Origin of the sequence: Rhodopila sp., assembly GCF_965277825.1 — a bacterium.
Taxonomy (GTDB): domain Bacteria; phylum Pseudomonadota; class Alphaproteobacteria; order Acetobacterales; family Acetobacteraceae; genus Rhodopila.
In genome coordinates, this window is sequence record NZ_OZ255846.1 from 1,643,476 (window position 1) to 1,668,279 (window position 24,804).

25 protein-coding genes are annotated in these 24,804 nt (G+C 66.0%); 14 read left to right on the top strand and 11 right to left on the bottom strand.

The window, feature by feature from the left end:
• Positions 1 to 5 precede the first annotated feature (5 nt).
• Entirely contained in the window at positions 6 to 551 is a 546-nt protein-coding gene (locus tag ACQY4T_RS08315) for a hypothetical protein (protein WP_428540024.1), read from the bottom strand.
• Between the two features lie 168 nt (positions 552 to 719).
• On the opposite strand from ACQY4T_RS08315, the gene ACQY4T_RS08320 reads away from it, so the two are divergent.
• The 3 genes from ACQY4T_RS08320 to ACQY4T_RS08330 all read left to right on the top strand — a co-directional run bounded on the left by ACQY4T_RS08320 (position 720) and on the right by ACQY4T_RS08330 (position 2,341).
• Positions 720 to 1,574, top strand: coding sequence for a crotonase/enoyl-CoA hydratase family protein (locus ACQY4T_RS08320; protein WP_428540027.1), 855 nt, complete (start codon positions 720 to 722; stop codon positions 1,572 to 1,574).
• Positions 1,575 to 1,658: 84 nt separating this feature from the next.
• Positions 1,659 to 1,889 (top strand): FitA-like ribbon-helix-helix domain-containing protein, encoded by a 231-nt coding sequence (locus tag ACQY4T_RS08325; protein WP_428540030.1) that lies wholly within the window; start codon positions 1,659 to 1,661, stop codon positions 1,887 to 1,889.
• On the top strand, positions 1,889 to 2,341 hold the full coding sequence (locus ACQY4T_RS08330) for a type II toxin-antitoxin system VapC family toxin (protein ID WP_428540033.1): 453 nt from the start codon (positions 1,889 to 1,891) through the stop codon (positions 2,339 to 2,341). Before ACQY4T_RS08325 ends, ACQY4T_RS08330 begins: the two co-directional genes overlap by 1 nt.
• Before the next feature lie 82 nt (positions 2,342 to 2,423).
• Here the strand turns inward: ACQY4T_RS08330 and ACQY4T_RS08335 are convergent, their stop codons facing one another.
• Genes ACQY4T_RS08335 through ACQY4T_RS08345 form a run of 3 tightly spaced genes read right to left on the bottom strand, consistent with a single transcriptional unit; the run spans position 2,424 to position 5,507 of the window.
• On the bottom strand, positions 2,424 to 3,386 hold the full coding sequence (locus ACQY4T_RS08335) for a heme-dependent oxidative N-demethylase family protein (RefSeq protein ID WP_428540037.1): 963 nt from the start codon (positions 3,384 to 3,386) through the stop codon (positions 2,424 to 2,426).
• A 4-nt stretch (positions 3,387 to 3,390) separates the two neighbouring features.
• Positions 3,391 to 4,245 carry an alpha/beta fold hydrolase gene (locus ACQY4T_RS08340; RefSeq protein ID WP_428540040.1) on the bottom strand — a complete coding sequence of 285 codons (855 nt, stop codon included), beginning with the start codon at positions 4,243 to 4,245 and terminating at the stop codon, positions 3,391 to 3,393.
• Positions 4,245 to 5,507, bottom strand: coding sequence for a CaiB/BaiF CoA transferase family protein (locus ACQY4T_RS08345; RefSeq protein ID WP_428540043.1), 1,263 nt, complete (start codon positions 5,505 to 5,507; stop codon positions 4,245 to 4,247). The genes ACQY4T_RS08340 and ACQY4T_RS08345 overlap by 1 nt, the downstream gene beginning before the upstream one ends.
• 79 nt (positions 5,508 to 5,586) lie before the next feature.
• On the opposite strand from ACQY4T_RS08345, the gene ACQY4T_RS08350 reads away from it, so the two are divergent.
• From ACQY4T_RS08350 to ACQY4T_RS08365, 4 genes are all read left to right on the top strand, one after another.
• Positions 5,587 to 6,846, top strand: a complete 1,260-nt coding sequence (locus ACQY4T_RS08350) for an MFS transporter (protein WP_428540046.1) — start codon at positions 5,587 to 5,589, stop codon at positions 6,844 to 6,846.
• Positions 6,847 to 7,010: 164 nt separating this feature from the next.
• On the top strand, positions 7,011 to 7,979 hold the full coding sequence (locus ACQY4T_RS08355; RefSeq protein WP_428540049.1) for a glycine/sarcosine/betaine reductase selenoprotein B family protein: 969 nt from the start codon (positions 7,011 to 7,013) through the stop codon (positions 7,977 to 7,979).
• Positions 7,976 to 9,280 (top strand): CaiB/BaiF CoA transferase family protein, encoded by a 1,305-nt coding sequence (locus ACQY4T_RS08360; protein ID WP_428540052.1) that lies wholly within the window; start codon positions 7,976 to 7,978, stop codon positions 9,278 to 9,280. Before ACQY4T_RS08355 ends, ACQY4T_RS08360 begins: the two co-directional genes overlap by 4 nt.
• Positions 9,281 to 9,395: 115 nt before the next feature.
• Entirely contained in the window at positions 9,396 to 10,319 is a 924-nt protein-coding gene (locus tag ACQY4T_RS08365) for a class I SAM-dependent methyltransferase (RefSeq protein WP_428540055.1), read from the top strand.
• A 50-nt stretch (positions 10,320 to 10,369) separates the two neighbouring features.
• Here ACQY4T_RS08365 and ACQY4T_RS08370 read toward each other — a convergent pair whose 3' ends face one another.
• From ACQY4T_RS08370 to ACQY4T_RS08380, 3 genes are all read right to left on the bottom strand, one after another.
• A complete protein-coding gene (locus ACQY4T_RS08370) occupies positions 10,370 to 11,497 on the bottom strand; it encodes an NAD(P)/FAD-dependent oxidoreductase (protein WP_428540058.1) in 1,128 nt (375 codons plus the stop codon).
• A gap of 70 nt (positions 11,498 to 11,567) precedes the next feature.
• The gene (locus tag ACQY4T_RS08375; RefSeq protein WP_428540061.1) at positions 11,568 to 12,158 is read right to left on the bottom strand and encodes a chalcone isomerase family protein; all 591 of its coding nucleotides are present in this window, start codon (positions 12,156 to 12,158) and stop codon (positions 11,568 to 11,570) included.
• 365 nt (positions 12,159 to 12,523) lie between these two features.
• Positions 12,524 to 12,904 carry a hypothetical protein gene (locus tag ACQY4T_RS08380; RefSeq protein ID WP_428540064.1) on the bottom strand — a complete coding sequence of 127 codons (381 nt, stop codon included), beginning with the start codon at positions 12,902 to 12,904 and terminating at the stop codon, positions 12,524 to 12,526.
• 122 nt (positions 12,905 to 13,026) lie between these two features.
• Here ACQY4T_RS08380 and ACQY4T_RS08385 point away from each other — a divergent pair, with 122 nt between their 5' ends.
• Together ACQY4T_RS08385 and ACQY4T_RS08390 are read left to right on the top strand one after the other, a co-directional pair.
• Positions 13,027 to 14,454 carry a dihydroorotase gene (locus tag ACQY4T_RS08385; RefSeq protein ID WP_428540067.1) on the top strand — a complete coding sequence of 476 codons (1,428 nt, stop codon included), beginning with the start codon at positions 13,027 to 13,029 and terminating at the stop codon, positions 14,452 to 14,454.
• Positions 14,455 to 14,507: 53 nt separating this feature from the next.
• Positions 14,508 to 14,801, top strand: coding sequence for a hypothetical protein (locus ACQY4T_RS08390; RefSeq protein ID WP_428540073.1), 294 nt, complete (start codon positions 14,508 to 14,510; stop codon positions 14,799 to 14,801).
• A gap of 80 nt (positions 14,802 to 14,881) precedes the next feature.
• On the opposite strand, the gene ACQY4T_RS08395 is transcribed toward ACQY4T_RS08390, so the two are convergent.
• Positions 14,882 to 17,809, bottom strand: coding sequence for an FAD-dependent oxidoreductase (locus ACQY4T_RS08395; protein WP_428540076.1), 2,928 nt, complete (start codon positions 17,807 to 17,809; stop codon positions 14,882 to 14,884).
• Positions 17,810 to 17,897: 88 nt separating this feature from the next.
• Here ACQY4T_RS08395 and ACQY4T_RS08400 point away from each other — a divergent pair, with 88 nt between their 5' ends.
• Together ACQY4T_RS08400 and ACQY4T_RS08405 are read left to right on the top strand one after the other, a co-directional pair.
• Positions 17,898 to 18,908 carry an LLM class flavin-dependent oxidoreductase gene (locus ACQY4T_RS08400; RefSeq protein ID WP_428540079.1) on the top strand — a complete coding sequence of 337 codons (1,011 nt, stop codon included), beginning with the start codon at positions 17,898 to 17,900 and terminating at the stop codon, positions 18,906 to 18,908.
• Between the two features lie 13 nt (positions 18,909 to 18,921).
• Positions 18,922 to 19,779 (top strand): LLM class F420-dependent oxidoreductase, encoded by an 858-nt coding sequence (locus ACQY4T_RS08405; RefSeq protein ID WP_428540082.1) that lies wholly within the window; start codon positions 18,922 to 18,924, stop codon positions 19,777 to 19,779.
• A gap of 341 nt (positions 19,780 to 20,120) precedes the next feature.
• Here the strand turns inward: ACQY4T_RS08405 and ACQY4T_RS08410 are convergent, their stop codons facing one another.
• Together ACQY4T_RS08410 and ACQY4T_RS08415 are read right to left on the bottom strand one after the other, a co-directional pair.
• Positions 20,121 to 21,671 carry an AMP-binding protein gene (locus ACQY4T_RS08410; RefSeq protein ID WP_428540085.1) on the bottom strand — a complete coding sequence of 517 codons (1,551 nt, stop codon included), beginning with the start codon at positions 21,669 to 21,671 and terminating at the stop codon, positions 20,121 to 20,123.
• A 21-nt stretch (positions 21,672 to 21,692) separates the two neighbouring features.
• Entirely contained in the window at positions 21,693 to 22,301 is a 609-nt protein-coding gene (locus ACQY4T_RS08415) for a hypothetical protein (RefSeq protein WP_428540087.1), read from the bottom strand.
• Between the two features lie 187 nt (positions 22,302 to 22,488).
• Here ACQY4T_RS08415 and ACQY4T_RS08420 point away from each other — a divergent pair, with 187 nt between their 5' ends.
• The 3 genes from ACQY4T_RS08420 to ACQY4T_RS08430 all read left to right on the top strand — a co-directional run bounded on the left by ACQY4T_RS08420 (position 22,489) and on the right by ACQY4T_RS08430 (position 24,180).
• Positions 22,489 to 23,418, top strand: coding sequence for an LLM class flavin-dependent oxidoreductase (locus ACQY4T_RS08420; RefSeq protein WP_428540090.1), 930 nt, complete (start codon positions 22,489 to 22,491; stop codon positions 23,416 to 23,418).
• Between the two features lie 43 nt (positions 23,419 to 23,461).
• Positions 23,462 to 23,836: a DUF6481 family protein gene (locus ACQY4T_RS08425; protein WP_428540093.1), complete on the top strand. Its 375-nt coding sequence runs from the start codon at positions 23,462 to 23,464 to the stop codon at positions 23,834 to 23,836.
• 107 nt (positions 23,837 to 23,943) lie between these two features.
• Positions 23,944 to 24,180 carry a hypothetical protein gene (locus ACQY4T_RS08430; protein WP_428489227.1) on the top strand — a complete coding sequence of 79 codons (237 nt, stop codon included), beginning with the start codon at positions 23,944 to 23,946 and terminating at the stop codon, positions 24,178 to 24,180.
• A 175-nt stretch (positions 24,181 to 24,355) separates the two neighbouring features.
• On the opposite strand, the gene ACQY4T_RS08435 is transcribed toward ACQY4T_RS08430, so the two are convergent.
• Positions 24,356 to 24,655 carry a hypothetical protein gene (locus tag ACQY4T_RS08435; RefSeq protein ID WP_428540096.1) on the bottom strand — a complete coding sequence of 100 codons (300 nt, stop codon included), beginning with the start codon at positions 24,653 to 24,655 and terminating at the stop codon, positions 24,356 to 24,358.
• Positions 24,656 to 24,804 lie beyond the last annotated feature (149 nt).

A 24,804-nucleotide genomic window follows, 5' to 3' on the forward strand; every position in this document is an offset into this window, starting at 1 on the left:
GCGGGTCACGCCGCCGTCCCCAGCCGATCGAGCACCGCCGCGACCAGGTCCCCCACCGGCTCCTTGGTGTCAAGATGCAGTACTGGGGCCGGCTGATCCGCCAGCCAGGCCTCATGCGTAAGCAGGCCACGGCTCATTGATCCGGTGGTGTCGTAGGCCTCGGCCCAGGCGATGAAGCCGGCGCTGGTCGCGGCCATGTCGCCGCCCGGCAGGATGCGGGCGCCGAACCGAGCCGCCTCGCGCCGCCGCAGCCGCGCCATGCGCAGCGCGTGATCCAGCCGCAGGAAGACGATCAGGTCGCAATGTGGCTCCAGCGCCGCCGCCCACTCGGTCGCCGCGCCGCAAAACACCCAATGACCGGTCGCTGGAAGTGTTTCCAGCAGCAGCGCCAGCCGCTGATCGGGCGGCCGCATCGTCGAATAGGGCGGATCTGTCGGCAGCCAATAAAGACTATCGGAGTCGACATGCGGCACCGCCAGACGCTGGGCCAGCGCTGAGCCGAGCGTGGAGGTGCCGGAGCCGGCTGCTCCCAGGATGCGAATCCGAGCCATGTGGCGCGGATTAGCGCAGCACCCGGCTGTCGTCCAATGCCGGAGCGGTGCGGATCAACGGCGAGCTTGCCCGGGTGGTCGCCAAAGGCGGTCCGGTCTTGCCGTCCTCGCTGTCCGGGGTTCAGGTTTGGTCCTGACACGACGGGCAGGCATAACGGGAGAAGAAGTATGGAATTCGAGCACATCGGCTTTGAGGTCAAAGCCAGCACCGCCATCGTCACGTTGAACCGGCCGGAGCGGCGCAATGCGCTCAGCGCCAGGCTGCTGCGGGAGTTGAATGCGGCGCTGCGTGAGGCGGATGAATACAACCCGGTGCACTGCGTCGTGCTGCGTGGCGCCGGTCCGCATTTTTGCGCCGGAGCCGACCTGAACGAATTCTCCTCGGGCCGCGGCCCGGACTATCGCGGCCGCACCGAGATCGACGACGACGTCTGGCGCCTGGAGCAGGGCCAGCGGCTGCGGGTCGAGCTGTTCGACATGCACAAGCCGGTGATCGCGCAGGTACATGGCACCTGCATCGGCATCGGCACCGAGTTGGCGTGGTTCTGCGACATGATCATCGTCGCCGACGACGCCCGCATCGGCTTCCCGCCGGTGCGTGACCTGGGCACGCCGCCGGGCAGCATGTGGCTGTATCACTGCGGCCCGCAATGGGCGAAGCGGCTGCTGCTGACCGGCGATTCGCTCAGCGGCAAGGACGCGGCCGAGATCGGGCTGGCGCTGAAATCCTACCCGGCGGATCAACTGGAGGCCGAGGTCATGCGGCTGGCGGACCGCATGGGCCTGGTGGACCCGCATCTGCTTTCGGCCAACAAGCGGTTGGTCAACCTAGGCCTGGAGCTGATGGGTGCGCGCACCATCCAGCGCATCGGCGCCGAGATCGACGCGCGCGGTCACCTTGCGCCAAAGGCGATGGCGTTCAAGGCGACGATGCGCGAGCACGGCGTGAAGCACGCCTTCCGGCAGCGCGACGCGGCGTTCGGCAGCGGCTATGCCGTGGTCAGTGGGCGTGATCCGGACTGAGGTGGCGTTGGGTGGCCATGGGGCGCTCACAACTTGACAAAACCCCGTTTTCCTCCAAAATGGAGGACTATTGGAGGACCTACGATGGCGACCCTGAACGTCAAGAGCCTGCCCGATGACCTGCACGACAAGCTGAAAGCCCGCGCCAAACGCGAGCACCGGTCGGTGGCGCAGGAGGTCGTCAGCCTGCTGGTCGCTGCGCTCGACCGTCCCGAGGCGCTGTCCATCATGGACCTGCAAGGCCTTGGCGCGGCGCTCTGGCAGGATGTTGACACCGCGGCGCATGTCGAGGCCGAACGCGCCTCATGGGATTGATGGACGATCTCGGATCGGACCGCATCGGGGTCGATACCGCGATCTTCATCTATTTCATCGAGGAAGCACCGGTCTGGCTGCCGCTGATCACGCCGTTATTTCGCGCCGCGGACAGTGGACAGCTCGAAATGTTTACCTCAGCAGTAACGTTGCTGGAAGTGCTGGTGGTCCCGTTTCGCGCGGACAACGAGGTGCTCGCCGGCCGCTATGAGGCCTTGTTGACCAGCAGCCGTGGGGTCCGCCTGATCGATGTGACGCGCAATCAATTGCGGCGGGCGTCGCGGCTGCGCGCGCTGACCGGCATGCGAACACCGGACGCTCTGCAACTCAGCGCCGCGCAGGAGGCGGGATGCGCGGCGTTCCTCACCAACGACCGTCGGCTCCCGGCGGTGCTCGGTTTACGGATCTTGCAGCTTGCGTCCTATTGTCGGGCATCGGCGGATGGCGGGTGAGCGTGCGGGCGACCGGCGCGACTGCCGCCAGCCGGGCTTTACCTCTTATCCCTCGCCCAACCGGATCACAGCCCTTGCGGCGTTAGCGAGTTTCGTTCGTCCACGCTCCGCCGACGCTGCCAGCCTCCGGGTCCGCGCGATCACCGCGACTGTCGCTACCGCTTTCCAACCACTCAAACAACGCCGCTCGGAACGGCAGCAAACTTTTGTACTGCTGAACCTCCGCCGGGAGCGCCCGCACGGCCGCGGCCAGGGCGACCGCGCGCTCCGGGCTGTCGATCACCCGTTGCAGCGGGTAAACATGCACCCGGATCGCGAACAGCACCGCCCCACTCTCCGGCAACCGCCGCAGCGTCTGCCGCTCCACCCGCAGGAACACGCAGCGCCCCGCGTTCTCGACCGTCACGCCCGACCCGCCATCCACCCGCCACTTTCCACCGGGCTGGAACAGCGCCGGATCGTCCAGCAACGACCAGTTTAACCGCGCCGCGATATGCCCCGGCCGCAAGTGCCGCATGAACCGGTCCACCGGACGCGCCAACCGCTCGGCATAAAACGGCACCGGCCCATGCACCGCCGAAAGCGGTTTGCCGATCTTGTCGATCAGCCGCCAGCGGCTCGGAAAACACAGCGAGGCGGCGGTGAACATCGGCCCGTCCTCGCCGTTCTGGATAAGACAGAGATCCTCCTGCACCAGCCGCCCCGCCAGCTCCAGCGGATCGATCGACCCAACCCGCCAGCCCTCTTCCGTCAAGCCATTCCGTACCACTATCCCACCACGGCTGAACCAGGTCGGATGGTGCAACACCAACGCCGCCACGACCATTTCCAGCGCCTCCGTCCGCGCTGCATCCGATCCCGCCATCGCGGCGAACACCGCATCACGCGAGCCAGCCAGCAACAGCCGCTTCTCGGCCATCTCCGCCCGATACAGCCGGTCGATCTCGAACCAGTCCGCCTCCGCCACGGACACCAGGTCCATCGCCATCCGGTAGGGACCCGCCTCGAACGGCCGATGCAGCCGTTGTTCCGGCAGAGGTCGCACCGGATCAGCCAGCGAGGAACGACCGGATCGCCCCGGTCTGCGGCGGATCGAGCAGCGCTGGGGCGTGTCCGGTCCGTGGCACCTCGTAGCCCTGCGCCCCGGACGCCTGCATCCTGGCGAACGTCTCGGGCAGCAGGATGTCGCTGGTCTCGCCGCGGATCACCAGACGCGGCACCCGAATACGATCCCACAGCGCCCACATGTCCACATCGATCGGATGGTGGGCCCGCAACGGGTCGCCGATGCGCGGGTCGTAATGCATGGTGAACCGCCCATCCGGCAGCGCTCGGGCCGAGTTGCGGGCGAGCTGCGCCCATTGCTGGTCCGACAGCGGCCCGAACGGCGCATGCACCATGCGCAGATGCCGCTCGACCGCCTCGATGTCGGGAAAGCGTGCCATCAGCGGCGAGTCGCCCGACGCCACCATGTAGTCGCGAATGCGGCCAAGCGCGTCGGCCGGCATGAACGGGCCGACATCGTTCAACACCAGCCGGTTGATCGGCGCGCCGTCGGACGCGGCGATCACCATGCCGCAGATGCCGCCCAGCGAGGTGCCGACCCAGGCCACATCGCGGCCGATCCAGGCCAGCAGGTGCGCCAGCGCGGTCACGTAGTGCTGCGCCTGATACAGCATCGAGTCGTCGAGCCAGTCGGAGTGGCCACGCCCCGGCAGATCGGGACAGATCACCCGCCACGACCCGGCCAGGGCCTCGGCCAGAGCATCGAAATCCCGCCCGTTCCGGGTCAGGCCGTGCACGCACACCACCGGCGGCGCGCCGGGACCGCCGGATTCCTCGAACGCCAGGCGATGGAATTTGCCGCCCAGCAGATAGCGAACCGACCCCGGGCGGCGCTGCATCAGATCACGTTCTTCGCGCGCAAGGCGGCTAGCGCGGCGGCGTCCAGGCCTAAGCGTTCGGACAGCACGGCGTCGGTATGTTCACCCAGCAGCGGCGGGGCGATGCGGTAGTCGGCGGGGGTTTCCGACAGTTTTATCGGATTGGCGATGACCTTGACGGTCTGGCCCGAACTGTGCGCCATCGGCCGCACCATCTCGCGGGCGACGACCTGGGGGTCGTCGAACACCTCGGACAGCTTGTTGATCGGGCCGCAGCCGATCTTCAGCGCCTCCAGCCGCTCGATCCACCACTGCGTGGGGTGTTGCTGCATCACCGGGGTCAGCGTGTCAGTGACCAATTGGCGGTTGCCGACGCGGGCGGCGTTGGTGACGAAGCGCGGATCCTCCAGCATGTGGGTCAGGTTGAACGCCTCGCAGAAGCGCTTGAACGTCGGGTCGTTGGCGACCGACAGCACGATATGGCCGTCCTCGGTGGGGAACACCTGATAGGGGGCGATATTGGGATGCTGGTTGCCCAGCCGAGCCGGGTTCTCCCCGGTCGCCAGGTAGTTCATGCCCTGGTTGGCGAGCCAGGCGACATGGGTGTCCAGCATGCTGATATCGATCTGCTGACCCCCGGCATTGCTCCCGGTCTCGCCGCCTTGGCCGGTCAGGTCGCGATGGCGCAGCGCCGCCAGGATGCCGATGCAGCCGTACAGGCCGGCGAACAGATCGGCCACCGGCACACCGACCTTCTGCGGCAGCCCGTCTGGCTCCCCGGTCAGGCTCATGACGCCGCCCATGGCCTGGATCAGGCTGTCATAGCCGGGCCTCGGCGCATACGGACCGGTTTGCCCGAAACCGGTGATCGAGCAGTAGATCAGCCGCGGAAAGCGGGCGTGCAGTTGCTGGTAGCCGAGGCCGTACTTGGCCAGCGCGCCGACCTTGAAGTTCTCCACCAGGATGTCACAGCCGGCGATCAGCCGCAGCGCGATGTGCTGGCCTTCCGGCTGCGAGATATCCAGAGTGACCGATTGCTTGTTGCGATTGACACCAACGAAATAGGCGCTCTCCTCGGTACCCGGCACGGTGGGCGGGGCGAAGCCTCTGGTGTCGTCGCCGGCGCCTGGGCGCTCGATCTTGATCACATCGGCGCCGAGGTCGGCCAGCATCTGCACGCAGGTCGGGCCGGCCAGCACACGGGTCAGGTCGAACACGCGCAGGCCGTTAAGAGGACCTGTGGGTTGCGGTCCGCTGGGCTGGGGCCGGCCGGTTGCGGTCATAGCGGTCTCCAAGATAGCGGGTTGATTGGACCGGGTTTTGGTCGATAAAGGGTTATAGATCGGCGACCGGCGCAGGCAAATGACCGGACCGCCAAACGAGGAAACCTCCGTGCAGCGAGATATCGCCGCCAGCATCGAATCACGCCAGTCGTGGCACGCCGCGCTGCTGACCTTGGCGATCCTTTCGCTGTCGTTCGGCTCGCCGCTGCTGGCCGTGGTCGGTCTGCGCGATATCCAGGCGTCGTTGCACACCGACCGGTCGGTGGTGTCGCTGGCCACCGCGCTGGTGTGGATCGGCAATGGCCTCGGCGGCATTCCGATGGGTTGGCTGGCCGACCGGATCGGCATCCGCAAAACCGTTGCCATAGGCACGCTGTGCATGGCGGCCGGGCTGGCGCTGTCCAGCCTGGGCACGGTCTGGGCCCTCTATATCGGCCACGGCCTGCTGATCGGGCTGCTTGGCAACGGCGCCATCTATGCGCCACTGCTGATCTATGTCAGCCGCTGGTTCGACCGCCGCCGCGGCACCGCGTTGGCGTTGATCTCGTCCGGACAGTATATCGCCGGGATGCTGTGGCCCACGCTGCTGGAGGTCGGCATGAAGCGGGTCGGCTGGCAGCCGCTGATGCTCGGCTACGGCGTCATGGTGCTGGCGATCCTGCCGCTGCTGACCTTGCTGCGGCCGGCGCCGGAAGCGCCGCCAGCGGCTGGCGCAGGCACCGGCGCCCGCGGCGCCGACCGGGTGCTCGGGCTGCGACCGAACCTGGCGATGGTGCTGATCTGCATGGCGAGTTTCTGCTGCTGCGTGCCGATGGCGATACCGTCCTCGCACCTGGTGGCGTTCTGCGGCGACCTCGGCATCAGGGCTAGCCATGGCGCGGCGATGCTGTCGGTGATGCTGACCTGCGCCTTCATCGCCAGGCAGTTCTGGGGCGCCTTCGCCGACCGCTTCGGCGGCCTGCGCACGGTGATGGCTGGATCGGCGCTGCAGGCAATGGCGATCTGCGGGTTCCTGCTGACCCGCGACGAGGTCGGGCTATTCGCCGTCGCCAGCGCGTTCGGCTTCGGCTTCAGCGGCATTATTCCGGCCTACTCGGTGGCGATCCGCGACCTCTACCCGTCGCGCGAGGCGTCATGGCGCATCCCGACGGTGCTGATGACGGCGATGTCGGGGATGGCGTTCGGCAGTTGGTTCGCCGGAAAGCTGGTGGATGTGTTTCTGTCGTACCGCCCGGCGTTCGCGTCGGGGGTACTGTTCAATCTGGCCAATCTGGCGCTGCTGGCATTCCTGGTCAGCCGGATGACACGCCGCCGGGGCCTTCGGGTGGCGACTGCGTAAGCGGCGGGACCGCCGCGATGTGTTCGGTATGATCGCCTCAGAAACCGGCCTCGCATTCGGACATGCGGTCGAGTTTGCTGCCGATCGCCGAAAGCTTGCGGCCACACCGCCGCCATGCCACGACTTGACGCAACGCTGGGAAGCCCCGGCAAGCGGAGGAGCCGATGAACCAGACCCTCGATGCCCGGACCGCGGATACCCAGACCCTGGATGCAATGCTGGATTTCGCCCCCGACTACGACTCGCCAATCCCCTACATGCGCCGAACCCGCGAGTATTATGCCGCGATCGGCTACACCACGCCGTATCGCTGGGCGCACTATCAGGCGGCGCCGTTTACCCCATTGGCCAGGAAGCTGACCCAATCGAGGGTCGCCATCGTCACCACCGCCGCGCCGTATCAGCCCGGCAAGGGCGACCAGGGTCCTGGCGCGGCCTATAACGGCAGCGCCAAGTTTTACACGGTCTATTCCGGCGACACGGCGCGCGACCACGACCTACGCATCTCCCATATCGGTTACGATCGCAGCCACACCAGTGCCACCGACAGCGGCACCTGGTTTCCGCTGCCGGCGCTGCGCCGCGCGGCGGCGGACGGCCGGATCGAGGCGGTGGCGGAACGGTTCCACGGGGCGCCGACCAACCGCAGCCAACGGGTCACGCTGGAAACCGATGCGCCGAAGATCCTTGCCCGCATCCGCGAAGACGGTGCCGATGTCGCGGTGATCGTGCCGAACTGCCCGGTATGCCATCAAACCAGCACGCTGGTAGCTCGTCATCTCGAAGCGCACGGCATTCCGACCGTCGTGATGGGCTGCGCCAAGGATATCGTCGAGCACGCCGCCGCCCCCCGCTTCCTATTCAGCGATTTCCCGCTCGGCAACAGCGCCGGCAAGCCGCACGACGTGGCCTCGCAAGACCGGACGCTGGATCTGGCGCTGCGGCTGTTGGAAACCGCCGCCGGTCCGAAAACCACCATGCAGTCACCGCTGCGCTGGAGCGCCGACGGCAAATGGAAGCTGGACTACCTGAACCTGGAACAGATCGGCGAGGCGGAACTGAAGCGCCGGCGCGAGGAATTTGACCGGCAGAAGGAACTCGCCCGCTCGAACCGGGCCGTCAACGCGGCATGATCACCGAGACCAAGGCTGGCCAAACCAAGACTGGCGAGACCAAGACTGGCGAGACCAAGACTGGCGAAACGATGTCTGGCGAAACCAAGGCGTGGAACGGGATCAAGGCGGGGCGTCCGTTTGCCGGAGTCCGCATCCTGGATTTCACCCAGGTGCTGGCCGGCCCGTATGCCAGCTATCAACTCGCACTTCTGGGCGCCGAGGTGATCAAGATCGAGCGCCGCGGCGGCGAGGACATGCGCCGCACGCCGCTGTCGCGCGAATGGGCCGACCGCAACATGGCCTCGGCGTTCATCGCGGTGAACGGCAACAAGCGCAGCCTGACGCTGGACCTGCAGAAGCCCGCGGCGCGCGAGGTGGTGCGTAAGCTGGCGGCCAAGGCCGACGTGGTGATGGAGAACTTCCGCGCCGGGGTGATGGACCGTCTGGGCCTCGGCTATGGCGCGCTGTCGGCGATCAACCCCCGGCTGATCTATTGCGCGATCTCGGGCTTCGGCCAGACCGGTCCGGCCAGCAGCGAGGCCGGCTATGACGGCAAGATCCAGGCAATGTCCGGCATCATGGCGATCACCGGCCATCCCGAGATGGGCCCCACCCGCGCCGGCTTCGCGGTGTGCGACGTGCTGTCGGGGGCAACCGGGGCGTTCGCGATCTCGTCCGCGTTGTTCCAGCGCACCCACACCGGCAAGGGTCAATTGATCGACGTTTCCATGCTGGAGGCCAGCCTGGCGTTCCTCGCCACCCAGGTCGCCGACTACACGGTCGCCGGCCATCACCAGCCCCAGGCCGGCAACCAGGCGATCAGTCGCAAGGCAACCGCCAACCTGTTCAGAGCCAAGGACAGCTTCCTGCTGCTGGCGGTGAACGACGAAAAGCAGTACCGCGCGCTGATGACCGGCATCGGCCGCGCCGACGTGCTGGACGATCCGCGGTTCGGCGATTGGTTCCTGCGCAAGGAGAACGAGGCGGCGCTACGCACGATCATCGAGCAGGCCCTCGCAGCCGCGGACTCGAAGATCTGGGAACGTCGGCTGAACGACACCGGCGCACCGTGCGCCAGCATCTGGAAGGTGGAAGAGATCATCGACCATCCCCAGATCGCCGACCGGAACGCCATGCAGACCGTGGACAGTCCCTGGGGTCGGCTGCGGCTGGTGGGGTCGGGGTTTCAGATGGCGCATGGCGGCGGCCGGCTGGATACGCTGGCGCCCGGTGTGGGTGCTGACACCGACGCGGTGCTGGCCGAGATCGGCTATGACGCCGCCGCTATCGCCGCGCTGAGGGCGGAGGCGGTGATCTAGATTCTGATGGCGGCGGCATCCGGACCTGTTTGGTCTGGCGAGTCGTCGGTGACCGGAGCCCGATGATGGGACCGGTAACGACGTGACGCCAGTGTGTCGAAGGAACCGCGCATCAATGAACATTGTCGATGATGACGCCATGGGGTCGGGTGGCCCCGATCGGGACATGGTCGATGGCTCGTCCAAGCGCGGCGGCAACCCGGCGGCGATCCGCCACCATTACGATCTCAGTAACGCGTTCTATGCGCTTTGGCTGGATCAGACACTGACCTATTCGTGCGCTCTGTGGAACGAGAGCGACGACCCGGACGACCTGACCGCGGCCCAGCTTCGCAAGCTCGATTTCCATCTCGCGGCGGCCGGTGCGGCTCGGGGTCGACGCATCCTCGACATAGGCTGCGGCTGGGGCAGTTTGCTGCGGCGCGCGGTCAGCCAAACCGCGATCGAACAGGCGACGGGGCTGACGTTGAGCGAAGCGCAGTTCCGCCATATCGACGCCTGGCACGATGGGCGCGTGCAGGTGCTGAAGGAAAGCTGGATCGATCACGCACCGGCGGCAAAGTATGACTCGATCGTTTCGATTGGCGCGCTGGAGCATTTCGCCAGTCCGGGCGACAGTCCGAAACAAAAGATCGGGCTGTATCGCGAGTTCCTGCGCAAGTGCCGGGGCTGGCTGGCACCCTTGGGTGCGATGTCGCTGCAGACGATCGCCTACGGCACGATGCAGCCGAACGAGAACAACGCGTTCATCAGCACGGAGATCTTTCCGGACTCAGAACTGCCGCAGGCGCACGAGATCATCGAGGCGGCGAGCGGAGTGTTCGAAGTAACGCTGCTGCGCAACGACCGCGCGCAATATGGGCGAACCTGCGATTTGTGGTACCGGACGCTGCATCGGCGACGCGACGAGGCGGTAGCGATCGTCGGGGAGGAAAAGGTGCGGCAATACGAGGCGTATCTACGGATGTCCGCGTTCGGCTTCCACAGCGGCCGCGTCGGACTGTTGCGGCTTGCAATGGTGCCGGTCCTGGGATCCTGATCAAGGCAGCCCTCGGCGGCCGGTCGTGACCAGAGTAAATACGGACGTGGCTACGGCGGTGTGTCCGACTTGGCGAAGCGCGCAGGTGCGATTGCTTGTGCCAGCGCCGCTATCTCAGGCGGATCCCGCCGCAGCACCAGGTCGGCGACCAGGCGTCCGGCGGCGGGGGCGGTCTGGATGCCGTAGCCGCCTTGGCCGACGCACCAGAAGAACCCCTCGAGTTGACGGTCCCAGCCGAACGCAAGGCTGCCGTCCGGGGTGAAGGTGCGCAACCCGGCCCAACTGTGTTCCACCCGACGCACCGGAATATCGAGCGCCTGCTGCATCCGATCGATGCCGGTGGCGACGTCGAGTTCCTCGGGCTGGACGTCGTGCGGATGGGTCGGCGTTTCGTCGGCGGGGGACACCATCAGGCGGGTGCGCGCCTCGGGGCGGGCATACCAGCCCTCGGCAGCGTCGTAGATCATCGGCCAGTCCGAGACGTCGAACGGCGAGGGATCGACGATCGCGGCGGTGCGTCGTTTCGGCTGCAGACCCAGCGGCGCGGCGCCGGCGATGCGGGCGACCTCATCGCCCCAGGCGCCGGCGGCATTGACCACGATGCGCGCCTGGAAGACATCGCCCGAGTTGGTGTGGACCCGCCAGAGGTTGCCATCCCGCTCGATCTGGCCGGCGCGGCTGCGCAGCGCCATGACGCCGCCCTGGGCGCGCAGAGTACGGAGGAAACCCTGATGGATGGCGGCGACATCCATGTCGAAGGCATCGTCTTCTAACGCGGCGCCCGCGCAATATCCGGGCCGCAGCGCCGGCACCATCGACCGCGCATCCTGGGGACTGACGCGGCGCATGCCCTGGCCGATGGCAAGCGCGGCGTCGAGCTCGGGCAATTGCGCCTGGGTGGCCAGCAGCAGCACCGGGCGGCGGCGGATCAGTTTCGTGTCGGTGAAACCGGCCGGCGGGTCCTGGTAGAACGCGCGTGACAGCCGGGTGAGTTCGCGGACATCGGGCGGCCCATAGTTCTGCACCCAGATCGCGGCGGAGCGGCCGGTGGTGTGGTAGCCGGCGACATCCTCTGCCTCGATCAAGGCAGTGCGGCGGTCAGCGGACAAGTGGGCCGCGGCGGTAGCGCCGGCGATGCCGGCGCCGATGACCACGATGTCGAAATGCTGGGTCGCCATTTGGCCTCCTGACTAAATTTGCACGGGCTGGCGTCATCCCCTTGGGCGTGTCACCCCTGGACGCACGTTATCAGTTTCCCGGCAAACCTAGCAGGCGGCGGCGCAGTTGCTGAGACGGGGGGTGCGGGCCGATGAAGCCGGCCAGCAGGTGGTAGGCCAGGTCCTTGTTGGCGAAGTCGCCGATCAGCCGCTGGTTGGCAAACACCCGAACGCCGGACGTGGTGAACACGTAGGTCGAGGTGTCGCCGCGCTCCACGGCGGGAGCGACGGCGATAAGACGTTCGAAATCGGCCTTATCGGAGGCGGCACAGCCGCCTTGGCCACAATTCTCCCGCTCGCCGGCGCGGTATTCGGCCTCGATCCTGGCCTTCGAGGCGGAACGCAGGAAGCGCAGAATCAGCACGCGGGGCTCGCCCGAGGCCAGGATCTGGGTCGCGTCGTGGCTAGGCTGCGGCAAATAGAGTCCGGCGATATAGGCCCGGATGCTGAGGATTGTCAGCGTGCGCAGGCCGAGTCCGTTCAATACAAGCGATTGGCCGTTGACGCTGTAGGTGTCGGGCAGTGACATGCCAGCCAGGTTGGCGGCGTGGGCACCGTGTGACAGCCAGCAGATGATCAGCGCGACAGCCAGGATCTGACGGATGTAGAAGCGGGTTGCCACGTTGCGATCCAAAAAGAGTTCTCAAGGGCGCCAGCGAAGCGGATGCTGAGCGGTTTGCCAAGCCAATTCTTCCGGCAGCGTCATTTTCAGGGTTTCCGCTGCGCCAGGTTGCCAATGCACCGGTTGCCAGTCTGCCGGGTGCCAGTCTCACGCGCCAGACGACTGCTTTTCGTGCTTCAATTTGGTAGTTGTGAGTCCCACGGCGAAGCGCAGACTGCCATAGCGGCGGACCAAGCGTATCGCAACATTCCAAGCCAAGTGTTGAAGATCGTCGAACTCACAGACCGCGAATTAACTGTCGGCCTGGCCTGAATTCAACGGCCAGGCGGCATGCGATTCCTGCCGCCTGGTCGCGAAGGGTCCGCCTATGGCGTCACATCGATTGTAAAATGCTGATGCCCGTTGGCAATTCTCACCTCCATCACCCGGTTGGCCGGCCGCTCGGTGAATTCCAGGTCGAAGACCCGCAAGAAGTCGGGATGCGGGTTTTCCACCCGTCCCAGCTTCGCCTTGACGTTCAGTTCAAGTAACTCGGGGCGCGGCTGATGCGACGCTCTCTGCAGACTGACATTCTCCACCCGATAGTCGCCGATGGCTTTGCCGGTAATCAGAATGTCGTGGCTTTGGCGTTTTGCCGAGAAATCTGCGGGCCTGGTCGCCGGATGGTCCTGGACGTCTGACATCGGGTTTTCCTTTGCTCTCTGTTGCGCGTTCCGGCCGGAAGCGGCCACCCGATTGATACCCACCGGCGGGTCCCGCCGGTGTGATGCGGATCACACGCCGGCGATGCAAACATCGATGCGGCGGGCGCTTGCCGACCGGGCGCCCCCGGGCGACGATGCGCTCCGCGTGGCGAAGGGGGGACGAAATGATCGATCTGGTGATTCGCGGCGACACCGTGGTGACGCCTCAAGGTGTCGGCGCGCATGACATCCTTATTGCCGGCGGGGTGATCGCCGCGATGGCCGCGCCGGGCGGCATCGCCCTGCCCGAGGGCACGCGGGTGATCGACGCCACCGGCAAGATCGTCATGCCCGGCGGCATCGACCCGCACGTGCATTGCAAGTGGCACCTGCCCGGGCCGGACGGCAGCGCCACTGAGACCGCTCCGCCCGACGTGGTCAGCAAGGCGGCGCTGTGGGGCGGTACCACGACCATGCTGGATTTCACCCGCGCCTCCCAGGGCAAGGACCTGCGCGAGGCGATCGAACGCCGCGAGGCGGAATGGAAAGGCCACTGCGCCTGCGACTACGCGCAGCACATCATGGTCGAGGGCGCGCTGCCGGTGGACCTGCCCGACCAGGTGGCTGAGGCGATCCAGGCCGGGTTCGCGACGGTGAAGATCTTCACCACCGACATCACCCCGAGCCGCAAGGGTCGAATGGTGGATTTCGGCGATATCTGGGAGATTTTTCAGGTCTTGGCGGCGAACCGGGGCCTGGGCGTGATCCACTCGGAGGACAACGACATTGTCATGCACATGTACGGCAAGCTGATCCGCGAGGGACGCACCGGGTTCGAGAACATGGCCGAGGTGCATAACACCTTGTCCGAAGACGTGTCGTTCCGCCGGGTGATCCGGCTGGCGGAGAAGGTGGCGGGAACCGCGCTGTACATGATGCACGTCTCCGCCGCGACCGGCGTCTCGGCGATCCATGAGGCCAGGGCCCGGGGGGTGCCGATCTACGGCGAGTCGCTGCACCAGTACATGCTCTACGGCAGCGAGGACTATAAGCGGCCGAATGGGCAGATCTATCATACCTATCCGTCGTTGAAGGGGGCCGAGGACCACACCGCACTGTGGCAGGGCACCCTGGACGGGTCGATCAACTGCGTGGCGACCGACGAAATCTGCTGCACCCTGAAGCAGAAATTGCAGGGCGCACGGATCGACGACACCACCGGCGGCAACGCCGGCGTGGAGCCCAGGGTGGCGCTGATGTACACCGAAATGGTCGGCAGGCGCGGCTATTCGTTGCGGCGCTACGTCGATCTGGTTTCCACCAACGCCGCCAGGATCATGGGCTTGTATCCGCGCAAGGGCGCACTGGCGGCCGGATCGGATGCCGATATCTGCGTGCTGGACCCGGCGGACCGGCGGGTGATCCGGGCCGAGGACCTGCACGAGGCGGACTACACGCCGTGGGAAGGGCGCCAGATGGATGCGTGGCCATGCCTGACGGTGTTGCGCGGCAAGGTAGTTGTGGAGAATGGATCGTTCAAAGGCAGTCTTCATGACGGCCAGTGGCAGCACCGCAAGGTGGCCGAGGAAATGTTCACCGCGCCTCGGCTGTAATGGGCGGGTTGCCGGTCTGGGGGGAATCTGACCAGGAATCCAGGCGTGGCGGCATGACGGACGCCCAGCTTCGCGGACTGCTGCTGGATTGTCTGAAGCTGTGGCAAGTGAGCGGGACGATCAGCGCCGGCGCCGACGGTCTGGTAATCGAGACACCGGGCGGACGGTTCACCGTGGGTCGGGCGGACCCCGCTTCACTGCCCGCGCGGTGGTTTTACCAGACGCCGCGGCGTGCGGCGGCAAAGCGTCCGGATCGGGCTGCGCCGTCAATCGTTGCGCTGCTGTCGGCGCTGCGCAACGCGATGGAAGGCGAAGGGGGTGATCGGCTGTTCGTGGGCCGCTCGTAGAAACGGCAGCGGCTTCGCAAATGTCTGGACGCGGCGCCAGCGAAGATGCCGTTGACTGGGCCAAAACTCGGCCCATCGGGTCAGTTGAACCGTTCGATGCTGTAGTGTGGATCAATCGGTTCCTGGCGCAAAATTGCCTCCGCGGTGAGTTGCCCGGCGATCGGTCCCAGGGTGTAGCCGTTGGCGGTGACCGCGTTGTAAAAGCCCGGCAGCCCAGGCGCCCCACCAAGCAGTGGGGCTCGGTCGATGGCGGTGTTGATGCCGGTCCAGGCGCGCAGGATGGATAGGCCGTTCAACGCCGGCACGGCGCGGGCCGAAACCCATAGATTGCCCTCGATATTCTCGCGCAGGTTTGCGGTTCGCCCGGTCGTCGGATCGAAACGGCCAAACCAGCCGCCGCCGATCAGCAGTCCGCCGCTGGCCTGCTGTTTCAGCGACAGATGGCGATCGGCAACAGCGATCAGATGACGGGTGAGCACGGGCGCCGGTTCGCTGACGATAACCTGCTGAACCGTGCCGGTAACCGGCAGGTCCAGGCCGACCATGCGGCCGATGCGCGCCGCCCACGGACCGGTGGCATTGACCACGCGGCCGGCGCTGACGCAGCCCTTGCTGGTGGTCAGGCTCCAGCCGGAGGCGGACCTTTCGATCGCATGGACCTCGGCGCCGCGCAGCAGGCGGGTGCCGGCGCCTTGGGCCAGGCGCAGCAGCGCCATCATGCCGCGCAGCGGATCGCCATAGCCCTCTTCGGGGACGAAGTCGGCGCCCACCATGCGGTCGGATACGGCGGGCGCGAGAGCACGCAGTTCGTTACTTCCGAGTATATGGCTTTCGATACCCCAGCGCCGCTCCATGGCGGATTTGCGGCGCAGCCAGTCGAGGCCGGCGGCATCTTCGGCCAGCATCAGGCCGCCTTCGGTGCGCAGCCCAAGGTCCTCGCCGGCGGCGGCGGCGATGGCTTTCCACAGCGCGATGGAACGCGGACCAAGCGGCAGGGTGTGGGCGGCGGGGCCGCCATCGGCGGGGGTTGCGTCGTCGAAGTCGTAGGACAGCAACTGGACGTGCAGGCTGCCGGCGTTGGCGGTGCTGGCGGCCATTGCCGCCTCGTCGCGGTCAATCAGCAGAACATCCGCGCCGGCCTGGGCAAGGTAATAGGCCGTGGAAAGGCCGACCGCGCCACCGCCGATGACGGCGATATCGGCGTGGCGGGTTTCAACCGGCAGCGGTGCCAGCGCATGCAGACGAGCCGGGGCGGCGGGATGGCGCAGCAGCGGCGCGGTGAATTCGCCGGCCTCTCGCATCAGCGGCGCGGCCGGCACCGGGCGCAGCGGGGCGCGCGGGGCGGCGTAACCGTCAGGATCAGGCGGCGTGGGGCAGAGCCGCGCTATCGATGCTGTGCAGAAACGACCCTGGCAGCGACCCATGCCGGCTCGGGTGGCCTTCTTCAACGCCGGCAAGGAGGTCAGGCCGGCGGCAATTTCGGATCGCAGGCGCGCCGCGGTTATCTCCTCGCAGCGGCAGATGATGGTTGCATCGGTGATCGGCAGCGGCGGGGCGGCAAACACCCGCCACAGCGCGTCCTGGAACCGCTCGGCGCGGGCCACCGCTCGTCGTGCCGAGCGGTCGGGCGGCGTCTGGAAGTCCAGTTCGCGGGCGGCGGCGAGGCCGGCGAGACGGCCGGCGGCAGCGGCGACCCGGGCGCCGCCGAGATAGGCACCGTCGCCGACGGCAAAGACGCCCGGGATGGCGGTGCGGCCTTCGGCGTCCGTTTCGGTGGATAGGTAGCCGGGGCCGCGTTCGACGCGCCGGTGCGGCACGCCGAGGGCGCGGGCGAGACCGACCTCGGGCTGAAAGCCCATGTTCATGGCAACGACATCGACCGCGTAGCTGCGGCCGCCGGCATCCGCCTGCGTCACGCGATCGTCGCCCAGCAGGCTGTCGAGCGTGGTGCCCCAGACCACATCCACGCCGGCCTGGCGCAGGGTGCGCAGCATGGCGGCGCCGTTGCGCAGCAGGTCGGGGGCGGCGCGGGCCATGCCGGCAAAGTCGCGCCAGGCGCCGATGGTCGGCCGCGGGGCGGCTTCCAGGACAGCGACGGGCTTGACGCCGCCGGCCAGCAATTCACAGGCGAGTTGCAGGTTCAGCGGTCCGTTGCCGGCGATCAGCACACGACTGCCGGGGCAGACCCGCTGGCTGCGGACCAGGGATTGCAGACCGCCGGTGGTCATCACCCCAGGCAGCGTCCAACCCGGGATCGGAACCGGCGCCTCGTGCGCGCCGGTGGCAAGGATCAGTCGGCGCGGGTGATAGGTAATGGACTGGCCGCGGACCAGGGCGGCGATCTCGGTGGCGGCGAAGGCGCCCCAGACCATGGCGTCGGCCTCCAGGCGGGCGCCGGCGCGTTCAGCACGGGCGCGCAGTTCGGCGCCGAACCTGAACTGGCTGTCAGGGGTTGGGTCGGTGTGGCTTGGCGACAGCGGTTTGGCGAACTGACCGCCGGGCGCATGGCGTTCGTCTAGCAGGACGACGCGGGCGCTGGCCTCGGCGGCGGCGATGGCGGCGGACAGGCCGGCGACACCGCCGCCAATCACCAGGACGTCGCAGCCTTCTTGCCGCTGCGGCGGTGCGGGGTCGGCGGTCAATGTGGCCGGATCATCTCCGGTGACCTGCATTGCCTCGGATGCTGGTATCAGGCAGGCGCGCTGGCCGATGCGGCCGTCAATGGTGACCACGCAGTCGAAACAGGCGCCCATGCCGCAGAAAAGGCCCCTCGGCGCGCCGGAAAGTGTATGACGGAATGTGGTGACACCAGCGGCGGACAGCGCGGCGGCGACGGTCTCGCCCTGCAATGCCTGGATCGGCTGACCGTTGAAGCGGAACGATATCGCCTGGCCGGTGGGCCGGATGGAGGGATGGGTCAGCCGCATCGCCGCAGCATGACAAATCTGCCGCCCGTGGGGCAAGGACAATGCGGTGTTGCAAAAGCTGCCGATAACACGCGACACCATGACACCGCGGCGTGTGCCGTGCCGCCGCAAGCTTGACAGAGGCGAGGGTGGTGCCACGCTCCGCACTCCAATCCAACGGAGGGGACGCATGCGCTTTGGCTTGATCATCCGCGGGCAATATCCGCAGGGCGACGATATGCGGGTTCGCCTGCGAGAGGATCTGGAAGCGGCGAAACGCGCCGAGCAACTGGGCTATGACGTGGTTGCCAAGGGCTCGCACTACAGTTCGTACCCATTTCAATACATCCAGCAAATCCCCTATCTATGCCAGGTCGCGATGGTGGCGCCGAAGCTGCGGCTTTGCACTGGCGTGGTGCTGTTGCCGCTGCACAGCCCGCTGCACGTGGCGGAAGAACTCGGGTCATTGGACGTGATGTGCGACGGCAAGCTGATCTTCGGTGCCGGCATCGGTTACCGCGAGGTGGAGTTTGCCGCTTTTGGGTCGACACAGAAACAGTCTGGCCCACGCTTCGAGGAATGCCTGACCGCGGTGAAGCGGCTGTGGTCGGAAGAGTTCGTTTCGATGCAGGCAAGCTACTTCAAGCTGGACAACGCCAATTGCACAACTTTGCCGGTGCAAAAACCGATGCCGCCGGTGTGGATCGGGGCCAATGCCAATGTCGGCATCCGGCGGGCGGCAAGAATGGCGGATGCCTGGTTCATCAACCCGCATAACAAGATCGACACCCTTGCGCAACAAATGGAGGTCTACAAGCGGGCGCTCGACGCATGCGGCAAGCCGTTCCCGGATGAATTGCCGATGGCGCGCGAGGTCTTCGTCGCGTCCAGCCGAGCCGAGGCAATCCGGCTGGCGAAGCCGTCGCTGGAGGCAAAATACAAGGCCTACAAGGATTGGGGACAGGACAAGGTGATGCCGTCAGGCGATGCGTTCAGCGGCGACTTCGAAGACCTGATGAACGACCGCTTCCTGTTCGGATCGCCCGCCGAGGTGACCGAACAGATGCTGCTGCTGCAGCGTCGATTTGGTGTCAACACGATGATCCTCGGCATCCACTGGGTCGGCATGCCGGCCAGTTTGGCAATGGAACAAATGCAACTGCTGGCGGAGGAAGTTTTCCCCGCGGTCAGGTCTGCCTAAGCGGAGATTTTGCATGATGAAAATCGGCGCGGTGATGTTCTTCACCTCGGAATCGATGCAGCCTGCGGCGTTAGGCCGAGCGTTGGAGGAGCGCGGCTTTGAATCGCTGTGGGTGCCCGAGCACACCCATGTGCCATCGACCCGGATGACGGACTATCCAGGCGGAGGACCTCTGCCCCGGCCTTACTACGAGATTTACGACCCGTTCCTGGCGTTGAACGCCGCCGCCGCCGCGACCACCAGGCTGAAGATCGGCACCGGCATCGCGCTGCTGGTGCAGCGCGACCCGATCGTCACGGCGAAAGTCGTATCCTCGATCGACCAGTTGTCGCAGGGTCGGTTCCTGTTTGGCGTCGGCAACGGCTGGAACCGCGACGAGATCGAGAACCACGGCACCGCCTTCGCCACCCGTCACAAATTGGCTCGTGAGCGTATCGAAGCCATGCAGATGATCTGGACCCACGACGAGGCGTCCTATGAGGGCGAGTTCGTCAAATTTGGGCCGATGAGCCAATGGCCGAAGCCGCTGCAGAAACCGTATCCGCCGGTTATTGTGGGCGGGGCTTTTCCCTATGCCGCGAAGCGGGCAATCCGCTACGGAAACGGCTGGATTCCGCGCGCCGACCGGCTCGAGCATGACGGCGTCGGCGTGGTGATCAAGCAGTTCCGCGACATGGCGGCCGAAGCCGGTCGCGATGCAGCATCGTTGCCGATAAGTATCTTCCGTGTCCCGGACGACTTGGCGAAGCTGCGGTTCTGCCAAGAGATCGAAGTCGATCGGGTGGTGTTCAGCCTGCCGGCGGAGAAGCAGGAGCGGATCTTGCCGATCCTCGATCGGTGGCTACAGGTGAAGCGGGAACTGGAGGTGTAGGTCCAGATGCGATCGCCCCACGAATGATCCTCGCAGTATCTTCGTGTCATTGTGTCTTCGTGTTGAATCGGCAGGGTGACGCGGGGGGATGGTGAACGGGTGGCGATCGGCTTGATCGGGCCCCATCGCGGCGGTTCCGGGTCATCGTTCGTTCGGGTTGTTGGTTCTATGTCAATACGAAGACACAATGACGCGAAGTTCCCGGCGATCCGACCAGTGTCTCGATCATCATCCACACTGTCTTCGCGTCGTTCACCTCACCGTCGAAGGAGAGACGAAGATCTGCGTGCATCAGCGGTTGAAAGACCTAATACACCCAGCATTTCTCGCGCCCAGGACTGTCAGACGATACGGCTTGTCCTGTTGGCCCAGTAGCGGTCACGCAGGACGCGTTTATACAGTTTGCCGGTCGGAAGACGCGGCAATTCGGCCTCGAAATCGATCGATCGCGGCACTTTCTGTCGGGCCAAGTGCTGGCCACAGAACGCCATCAGTTCTTCGGCCATGCTGGACCCGGGGGCGAGACCCGGCATCAGTTGCACGACCGCCTTCACTTCCTCGCCGAGATCTTCATTCGGCACGCCGAATACGGCGGCGTCGGCAACCTTCGGATGGGTGATCAGCACGTCCTCGCATTCCTGTGGATAGACGTTCACGCCGCCGAGGTTGATCATGAAGGTAGCGCGATCGGTGAGGTGGAGGTATCTGTCGGCGTCAACGTATCCGACGTCGCCCGCGCTTCCCATCGTGCCGTCGGCGGACAACACTTCCGCGGTCTTGGTCTTGTCGTTAAAGTACTCGAACGACGATCCCAGGGTAAACCAGACCGTGCCGTTCGTTCCGACAGGGCAAGACTGCATTCGGTCGTCGAGGATGTGCAATTCACCGAACACCGGGCGGCCGACAGTGCCGCGATGGGCCAGCCATTCGCGACTGTCGCAGGCGGTAAGCCCCATTGCCTCGGTCATTCCGTAGTACTCGAAGATGATCGGACCCCACCAGTCGATCATCTGCTGCTTGACCTGGGCAGGGCAAGGTGCGGCGGCGTGAATGGCGATTTCCAGTGACGAAAGGTCGAAGCGCCGGCGCGCGTCATCCTCCAGTTTCAACATGCGTGAAAACATGGTGGGAACAAGCTGGGTGTGGGTCACCCGGTGGGTCTCGACGAGCCGCAGAAAGTCCATCGCGTCGAAGCGTTCCATGATGATGGCGGTGCCACCCAGGCGGATTGTGAGATTGACACCCAGGTGGGGTGCCGCGTGATACAGCGGGGCGGGTGACAGGTAGATCTGGTGTTCGCGGAACCGCCACAGTTGTTGCAGAAAGGCATAAACCGGCAAAGGCTGCGACGGCGGCTGTTGCGGCAACGGCCGCAGGATGCCCTTCGGCTGCCCGGTCGTGCCCGAGGAATACAGCATCGCGTTGCCCAAAGCCTCATCCGGGATCGGTGTCGCGGGAAACCCGGCGGTGGCATCCGCAAGATTGAGGATCGCGGTGCCCTGGCCCGGGCCATCAACGACCAGGCAAAGCCTGATGCTCGGGCACTGGCGCAACGCGGCAAGGGCAACGTCGCGTTTGGCCTGCGATGTGATCAGAAGTTTCGCTTCACTGTTATTCAGAATGTAGGCGACTTCGTCCTGGGTAAGGAAGGAGTTCACGCAGGTATAGTAAAGGCCGCAGCGTTCGCCGGCGGCACAGGCCTCGATATAGCGAGGGTGGTTTTCCATGAGTATAGCGTAATGATCATGCTGGCGCAGTCCGCTGGCGCGCAGCAGATGGGCCAGGCGGTTGGTGCGCGCTTCCAGTTCGGCATATGTCAAAGTTTCACCCGAGGCAGCCATGATCACTGCCGGCTGTTCCAGTCGAGCGGTGGCATATTTACCGGGATACATTGGACCCTCCCTGTTATTTTCTTAGCGACGTTCCATGCGCTGATAACTGGCAGTCTGCAGCCATCCGAAGAAACTGATCAACACGACGATGCTGATGGTGTTGAGTTCGACCAGCCGCTCGGCGGCCAATGCGCCGTAGTGGTGCACCGGCGTGGGCGGGAAGTACAGTAGCACATACCAGGCGATCAGCGGCAGCGTGGTCAGCGCGAGCATCAGCCAGCGCTCCCGGCGGCGAAACAGCAGCGCGGCCAGCGCCGTGCAGGGGGCGAAGAACAGGGCGGTGCCGGATGACGGGCCGAGCACCCAGATGGTGAACACGGTGTTGGCGACACCGACCACCGGCGTGGCGACGCGGGCTGCCAATCCGCTGTAACGCGACAGCCAGGGGATGAGCAGGAATACCGGCGCCAGGGTGGTGGTGAGCAGCGCTGATGGCCATGCCTCGCGACCCGCCGACCACCACACGTAGAGCGGCCAGAATGGCAGGTGGCTGCCGATGGTCAGCGCCACCCAGTTGCCGGCCTCGACCAGCGGGTCCGCGCTGGCAGCCAAGCGACGGACGCCGCCGACACTGCCCCGCCATAACCGGGCGGTGCGAGACAGAGCGGGGTCAGTGGCGATCTCGGTCATCGCGGTTCATGCAGTGGCGCTTTCGATGCTTGGCCCCAGGTGGCGCTGTCGCCCAGGCACGCAAAGATGGTTACGTTGCTCGGGATCGAAGGTTGCGACCTCGAAGATGCGGCAGAACACGAAAACGCCGAGTTGGGGCGTCCAGGGCGATCGTCGTAAATTGTAGCAGAATGGAGCAGCGCAACGGATGAAACCAAAGATCGGCTATCTGTTGCCGACGCGGGAACAGATCATGCAGGGCCGGCCGGAGACCGGCCCGCTGCTGGATCTTGCGGCGCGGGCGGCCTCGCTGGGGTTTGACTCGGTTTGGGTCGGCGACTCGCTGACCGCGCGGCCGCGGCATGATCCGTTGACTTTGCTGGCCGCGGTGGCGGGGCGGGTGCCGAACCTGACCATCGGCACCGCGGTGCTGCTGCCGGTGCTGCGCAACCCGGTTGTCCTGGCCCACCAGGTGGCGACGCTGGACCAGTTGTGCGAAGGACGGCTGATCCTGGGAGTTGGCTTCGCCGCCGACGTGGCCAACATCCGGGCCGAGTTCGCCGCGGCCGGAGTGCCGTTCGAACGCCGGATCGGGCGGATGCTGGAAGCGCTGCGTCTTTGCAAGGCGCTGTGGGCCGGCCAGCCGGTCGACTGGAACGGACGCTGGCAAATGACCCAGGCGATGGTGGCGCCGACGCCGTTCCGCGCCGGCGGGCCGCCGCTTTGGATCGGCGGCAATCTGGCGCCCAGCCTGGAGCGTGCCGGCAAGTATTTCGACGGCTGGTTTCCGATTACCCCCAGCGCAGCCGACTTCGGTGCCGGGCTGGCGCAGGTGCGCGAGGTCGCCCGCGCGCGGGGACGCGACCCAGCCGCGGTCAGCGGGGCGATGTACTTGACCGTGGCGCTGGATGATGACGCGGCAAAAGCCGAGGACCGGTTGAACCACTTCCTGGAACGCTACTACGGCCAGCCGGCACCGGTGCTGCGCCGGCGTCAGGCATGCTATGCCGGGCCGCCCGAGCGCCTGACGGAGTGGCTGGATGGCTACGCCAATGCCGGCGCCGGCCAACTGGTTCTGCGTTTCGCCGGCGCACCCGAACAGCATCTGTCGATGCTAGCGAAACTAAGGCATGCATAGGTGACAGGTTGCCGGCCGGCCGCGTCCGCTGTAATGGCAGCCGATGCCCGACGCAAAACGCTCCGCTTCGACCAAACCCGCCCATACCCGAACAAATTTCGACGATCGCATCAGCGCCGCCGCCGCCGCCAAACAAGCCTTGCTGGAGCGGTTTCGCGCGCGCCCCGGTGCCGGTGACCCGGCCTGGATCGAGCAGCAGGCGGCCTTGAAAGCCGTGGCCGACGCCCGGGACGCTCGCAATGCCGAGCGCAAGGCGGCCAAGGAGGCCGAGGCAGCCCGGATTGCCGCAGAAGCGGCGGCTCGGCGAACCCAGGAACAGATCGCCGCCGCCGAGGCCAAGGTCAAGGCAGCGGCGCTGGAGGCCGAACGCAAGGCGGCGCGCGACGCCCGCTACGCCGCCCGCAAGGCGCGCCGATAACGTCTTGGCCGCCTCAGGGCGGCTTCGGATTGGCGTGCTTGCGGCATGCCGGTTCGCTGTGTCTCGCTTAACCGAAGCGCCCCGATGTGGGTGTCCCGGAGGTCTCAATGGTCAAACGTCGCAAAGAGGAAGACATCGCCGGTATTCTGGAGTTCGATGGCCGAGGCAGCACCGATCCGGAGTTCCTGGAGTGGCTGGCCGATCACAAGGCCCGCAACGGCGGCAAGATCCGGGTCAGCCAGGGCGGCAAGGGGGTGCGCGTGATGTTCAGCAAGGAAGCCGACATGGCGCTGTGGCAACGGCGCTCCGACGCGGCGGCAAAGGGCAAGAAGTTCGTCGCATGAGGCCCGCGCGGCCCGCAGCGGTTATGCGGACGGCCTGACGGCGGCGGTCCGGCACCGTCCTGTATCGCGATTTTCGTGACCGTTACTCGGCGGTGATTACCGCCACGGCGGCGAAGCGGGTCAGCAATCCCGGCGGCGAAAATCCTGCCGGCGGCCAAGGCATCAACGAACGGCGCTAGACCTTCAGATAGCCCAACTGTCGGACGATAGCGTCGAACTGACGATGCGCTTCAACCACTTCCGCAAGCACCGTTTCCACATCCAGCGCCGAGGCCGCCGGCCGTTTTTCGGTGGGCGGCATCATCGCGCCGCGTCTGAGCATCACCCGATTTGCCTTCGCCAGCAGGAAATCGGCCAGCCTTTCCAGAAACTGCCAACCCAGCCGCGCCAAATTGCGACCGATGCGCGGCGTGTCGGACGACCCAAGGTCAGCCAGCTCGATCCGGGACGCGTCCGGCAGGGTGGCGCTGGTCATACTCACTCCTAGGACACCGGTTGCGGCCGATTGGAGCATAGTCGGCGCATGCGATATGAAACCATTCGAGACACGAACCCGGGATCGCCATGAACAAGCAGCCTTCTGTCGTGTGCTGAGATCCCACTTACAACTCTAAGTACAATTTA

Bases quoted from the DNA above. Each gene is read 5' to 3' on its own strand.
- ACQY4T_RS08415 (WP_428540087.1), bottom strand. From the start codon at position 22,301: ATGACCGAGATCGCCACTGACCCCGCTCTGTCTCGCACCGCCCGGTTA.
- ACQY4T_RS08325 (WP_428540030.1), top strand. From the start codon at position 1,659: ATGGCGACCCTGAACGTCAAGAGCCTGCCCGATGACCTGCACGACAAG.
- ACQY4T_RS08355 (WP_428540049.1), top strand. From the start codon at position 7,011: ATGAACCAGACCCTCGATGCCCGGACCGCGGATACCCAGACCCTGGAT.
- ACQY4T_RS08345 (WP_428540043.1), bottom strand. From the start codon at position 5,507: ATGACCGCAACCGGCCGGCCCCAGCCCAGCGGACCGCAACCCACAGGT.
- ACQY4T_RS08430 (WP_428489227.1), top strand. From the start codon at position 23,944: ATGGTCAAACGTCGCAAAGAGGAAGACATCGCCGGTATTCTGGAGTTC.
- ACQY4T_RS08365 (WP_428540055.1), top strand. From the start codon at position 9,396: ATGAACATTGTCGATGATGACGCCATGGGGTCGGGTGGCCCCGATCGG.
- ACQY4T_RS08315 (WP_428540024.1), bottom strand. From the start codon at position 551: ATGGCTCGGATTCGCATCCTGGGAGCAGCCGGCTCCGGCACCTCCACG.
- ACQY4T_RS08395 (WP_428540076.1), bottom strand. From the start codon at position 17,809: ATGGTGTCGCGTGTTATCGGCAGCTTTTGCAACACCGCATTGTCCTTG.
- ACQY4T_RS08350 (WP_428540046.1), top strand. From the start codon at position 5,587: ATGACCGGACCGCCAAACGAGGAAACCTCCGTGCAGCGAGATATCGCC.
- ACQY4T_RS08405 (WP_428540082.1), top strand. From the start codon at position 18,922: ATGATGAAAATCGGCGCGGTGATGTTCTTCACCTCGGAATCGATGCAG.
- ACQY4T_RS08370 (WP_428540058.1), bottom strand. From the start codon at position 11,497: ATGGCGACCCAGCATTTCGACATCGTGGTCATCGGCGCCGGCATCGCC.
- ACQY4T_RS08330 (WP_428540033.1), top strand. From the start codon at position 1,889: ATGGACGATCTCGGATCGGACCGCATCGGGGTCGATACCGCGATCTTC.
- ACQY4T_RS08420 (WP_428540090.1), top strand. From the start codon at position 22,489: ATGAAACCAAAGATCGGCTATCTGTTGCCGACGCGGGAACAGATCATG.
- ACQY4T_RS08320 (WP_428540027.1), top strand. From the start codon at position 720: ATGGAATTCGAGCACATCGGCTTTGAGGTCAAAGCCAGCACCGCCATC.
- ACQY4T_RS08340 (WP_428540040.1), bottom strand. From the start codon at position 4,245: ATGCAGCGCCGCCCGGGGTCGGTTCGCTATCTGCTGGGCGGCAAATTC.
- ACQY4T_RS08400 (WP_428540079.1), top strand. From the start codon at position 17,898: ATGCGCTTTGGCTTGATCATCCGCGGGCAATATCCGCAGGGCGACGAT.
- ACQY4T_RS08385 (WP_428540067.1), top strand. From the start codon at position 13,027: ATGATCGATCTGGTGATTCGCGGCGACACCGTGGTGACGCCTCAAGGT.
- ACQY4T_RS08360 (WP_428540052.1), top strand. From the start codon at position 7,976: ATGATCACCGAGACCAAGGCTGGCCAAACCAAGACTGGCGAGACCAAG.
- ACQY4T_RS08410 (WP_428540085.1), bottom strand. From the start codon at position 21,671: ATGTATCCCGGTAAATATGCCACCGCTCGACTGGAACAGCCGGCAGTG.
- ACQY4T_RS08425 (WP_428540093.1), top strand. From the start codon at position 23,462: ATGCCCGACGCAAAACGCTCCGCTTCGACCAAACCCGCCCATACCCGA.
- ACQY4T_RS08390 (WP_428540073.1), top strand. From the start codon at position 14,508: ATGACGGACGCCCAGCTTCGCGGACTGCTGCTGGATTGTCTGAAGCTG.
- ACQY4T_RS08435 (WP_428540096.1), bottom strand. From the start codon at position 24,655: ATGACCAGCGCCACCCTGCCGGACGCGTCCCGGATCGAGCTGGCTGAC.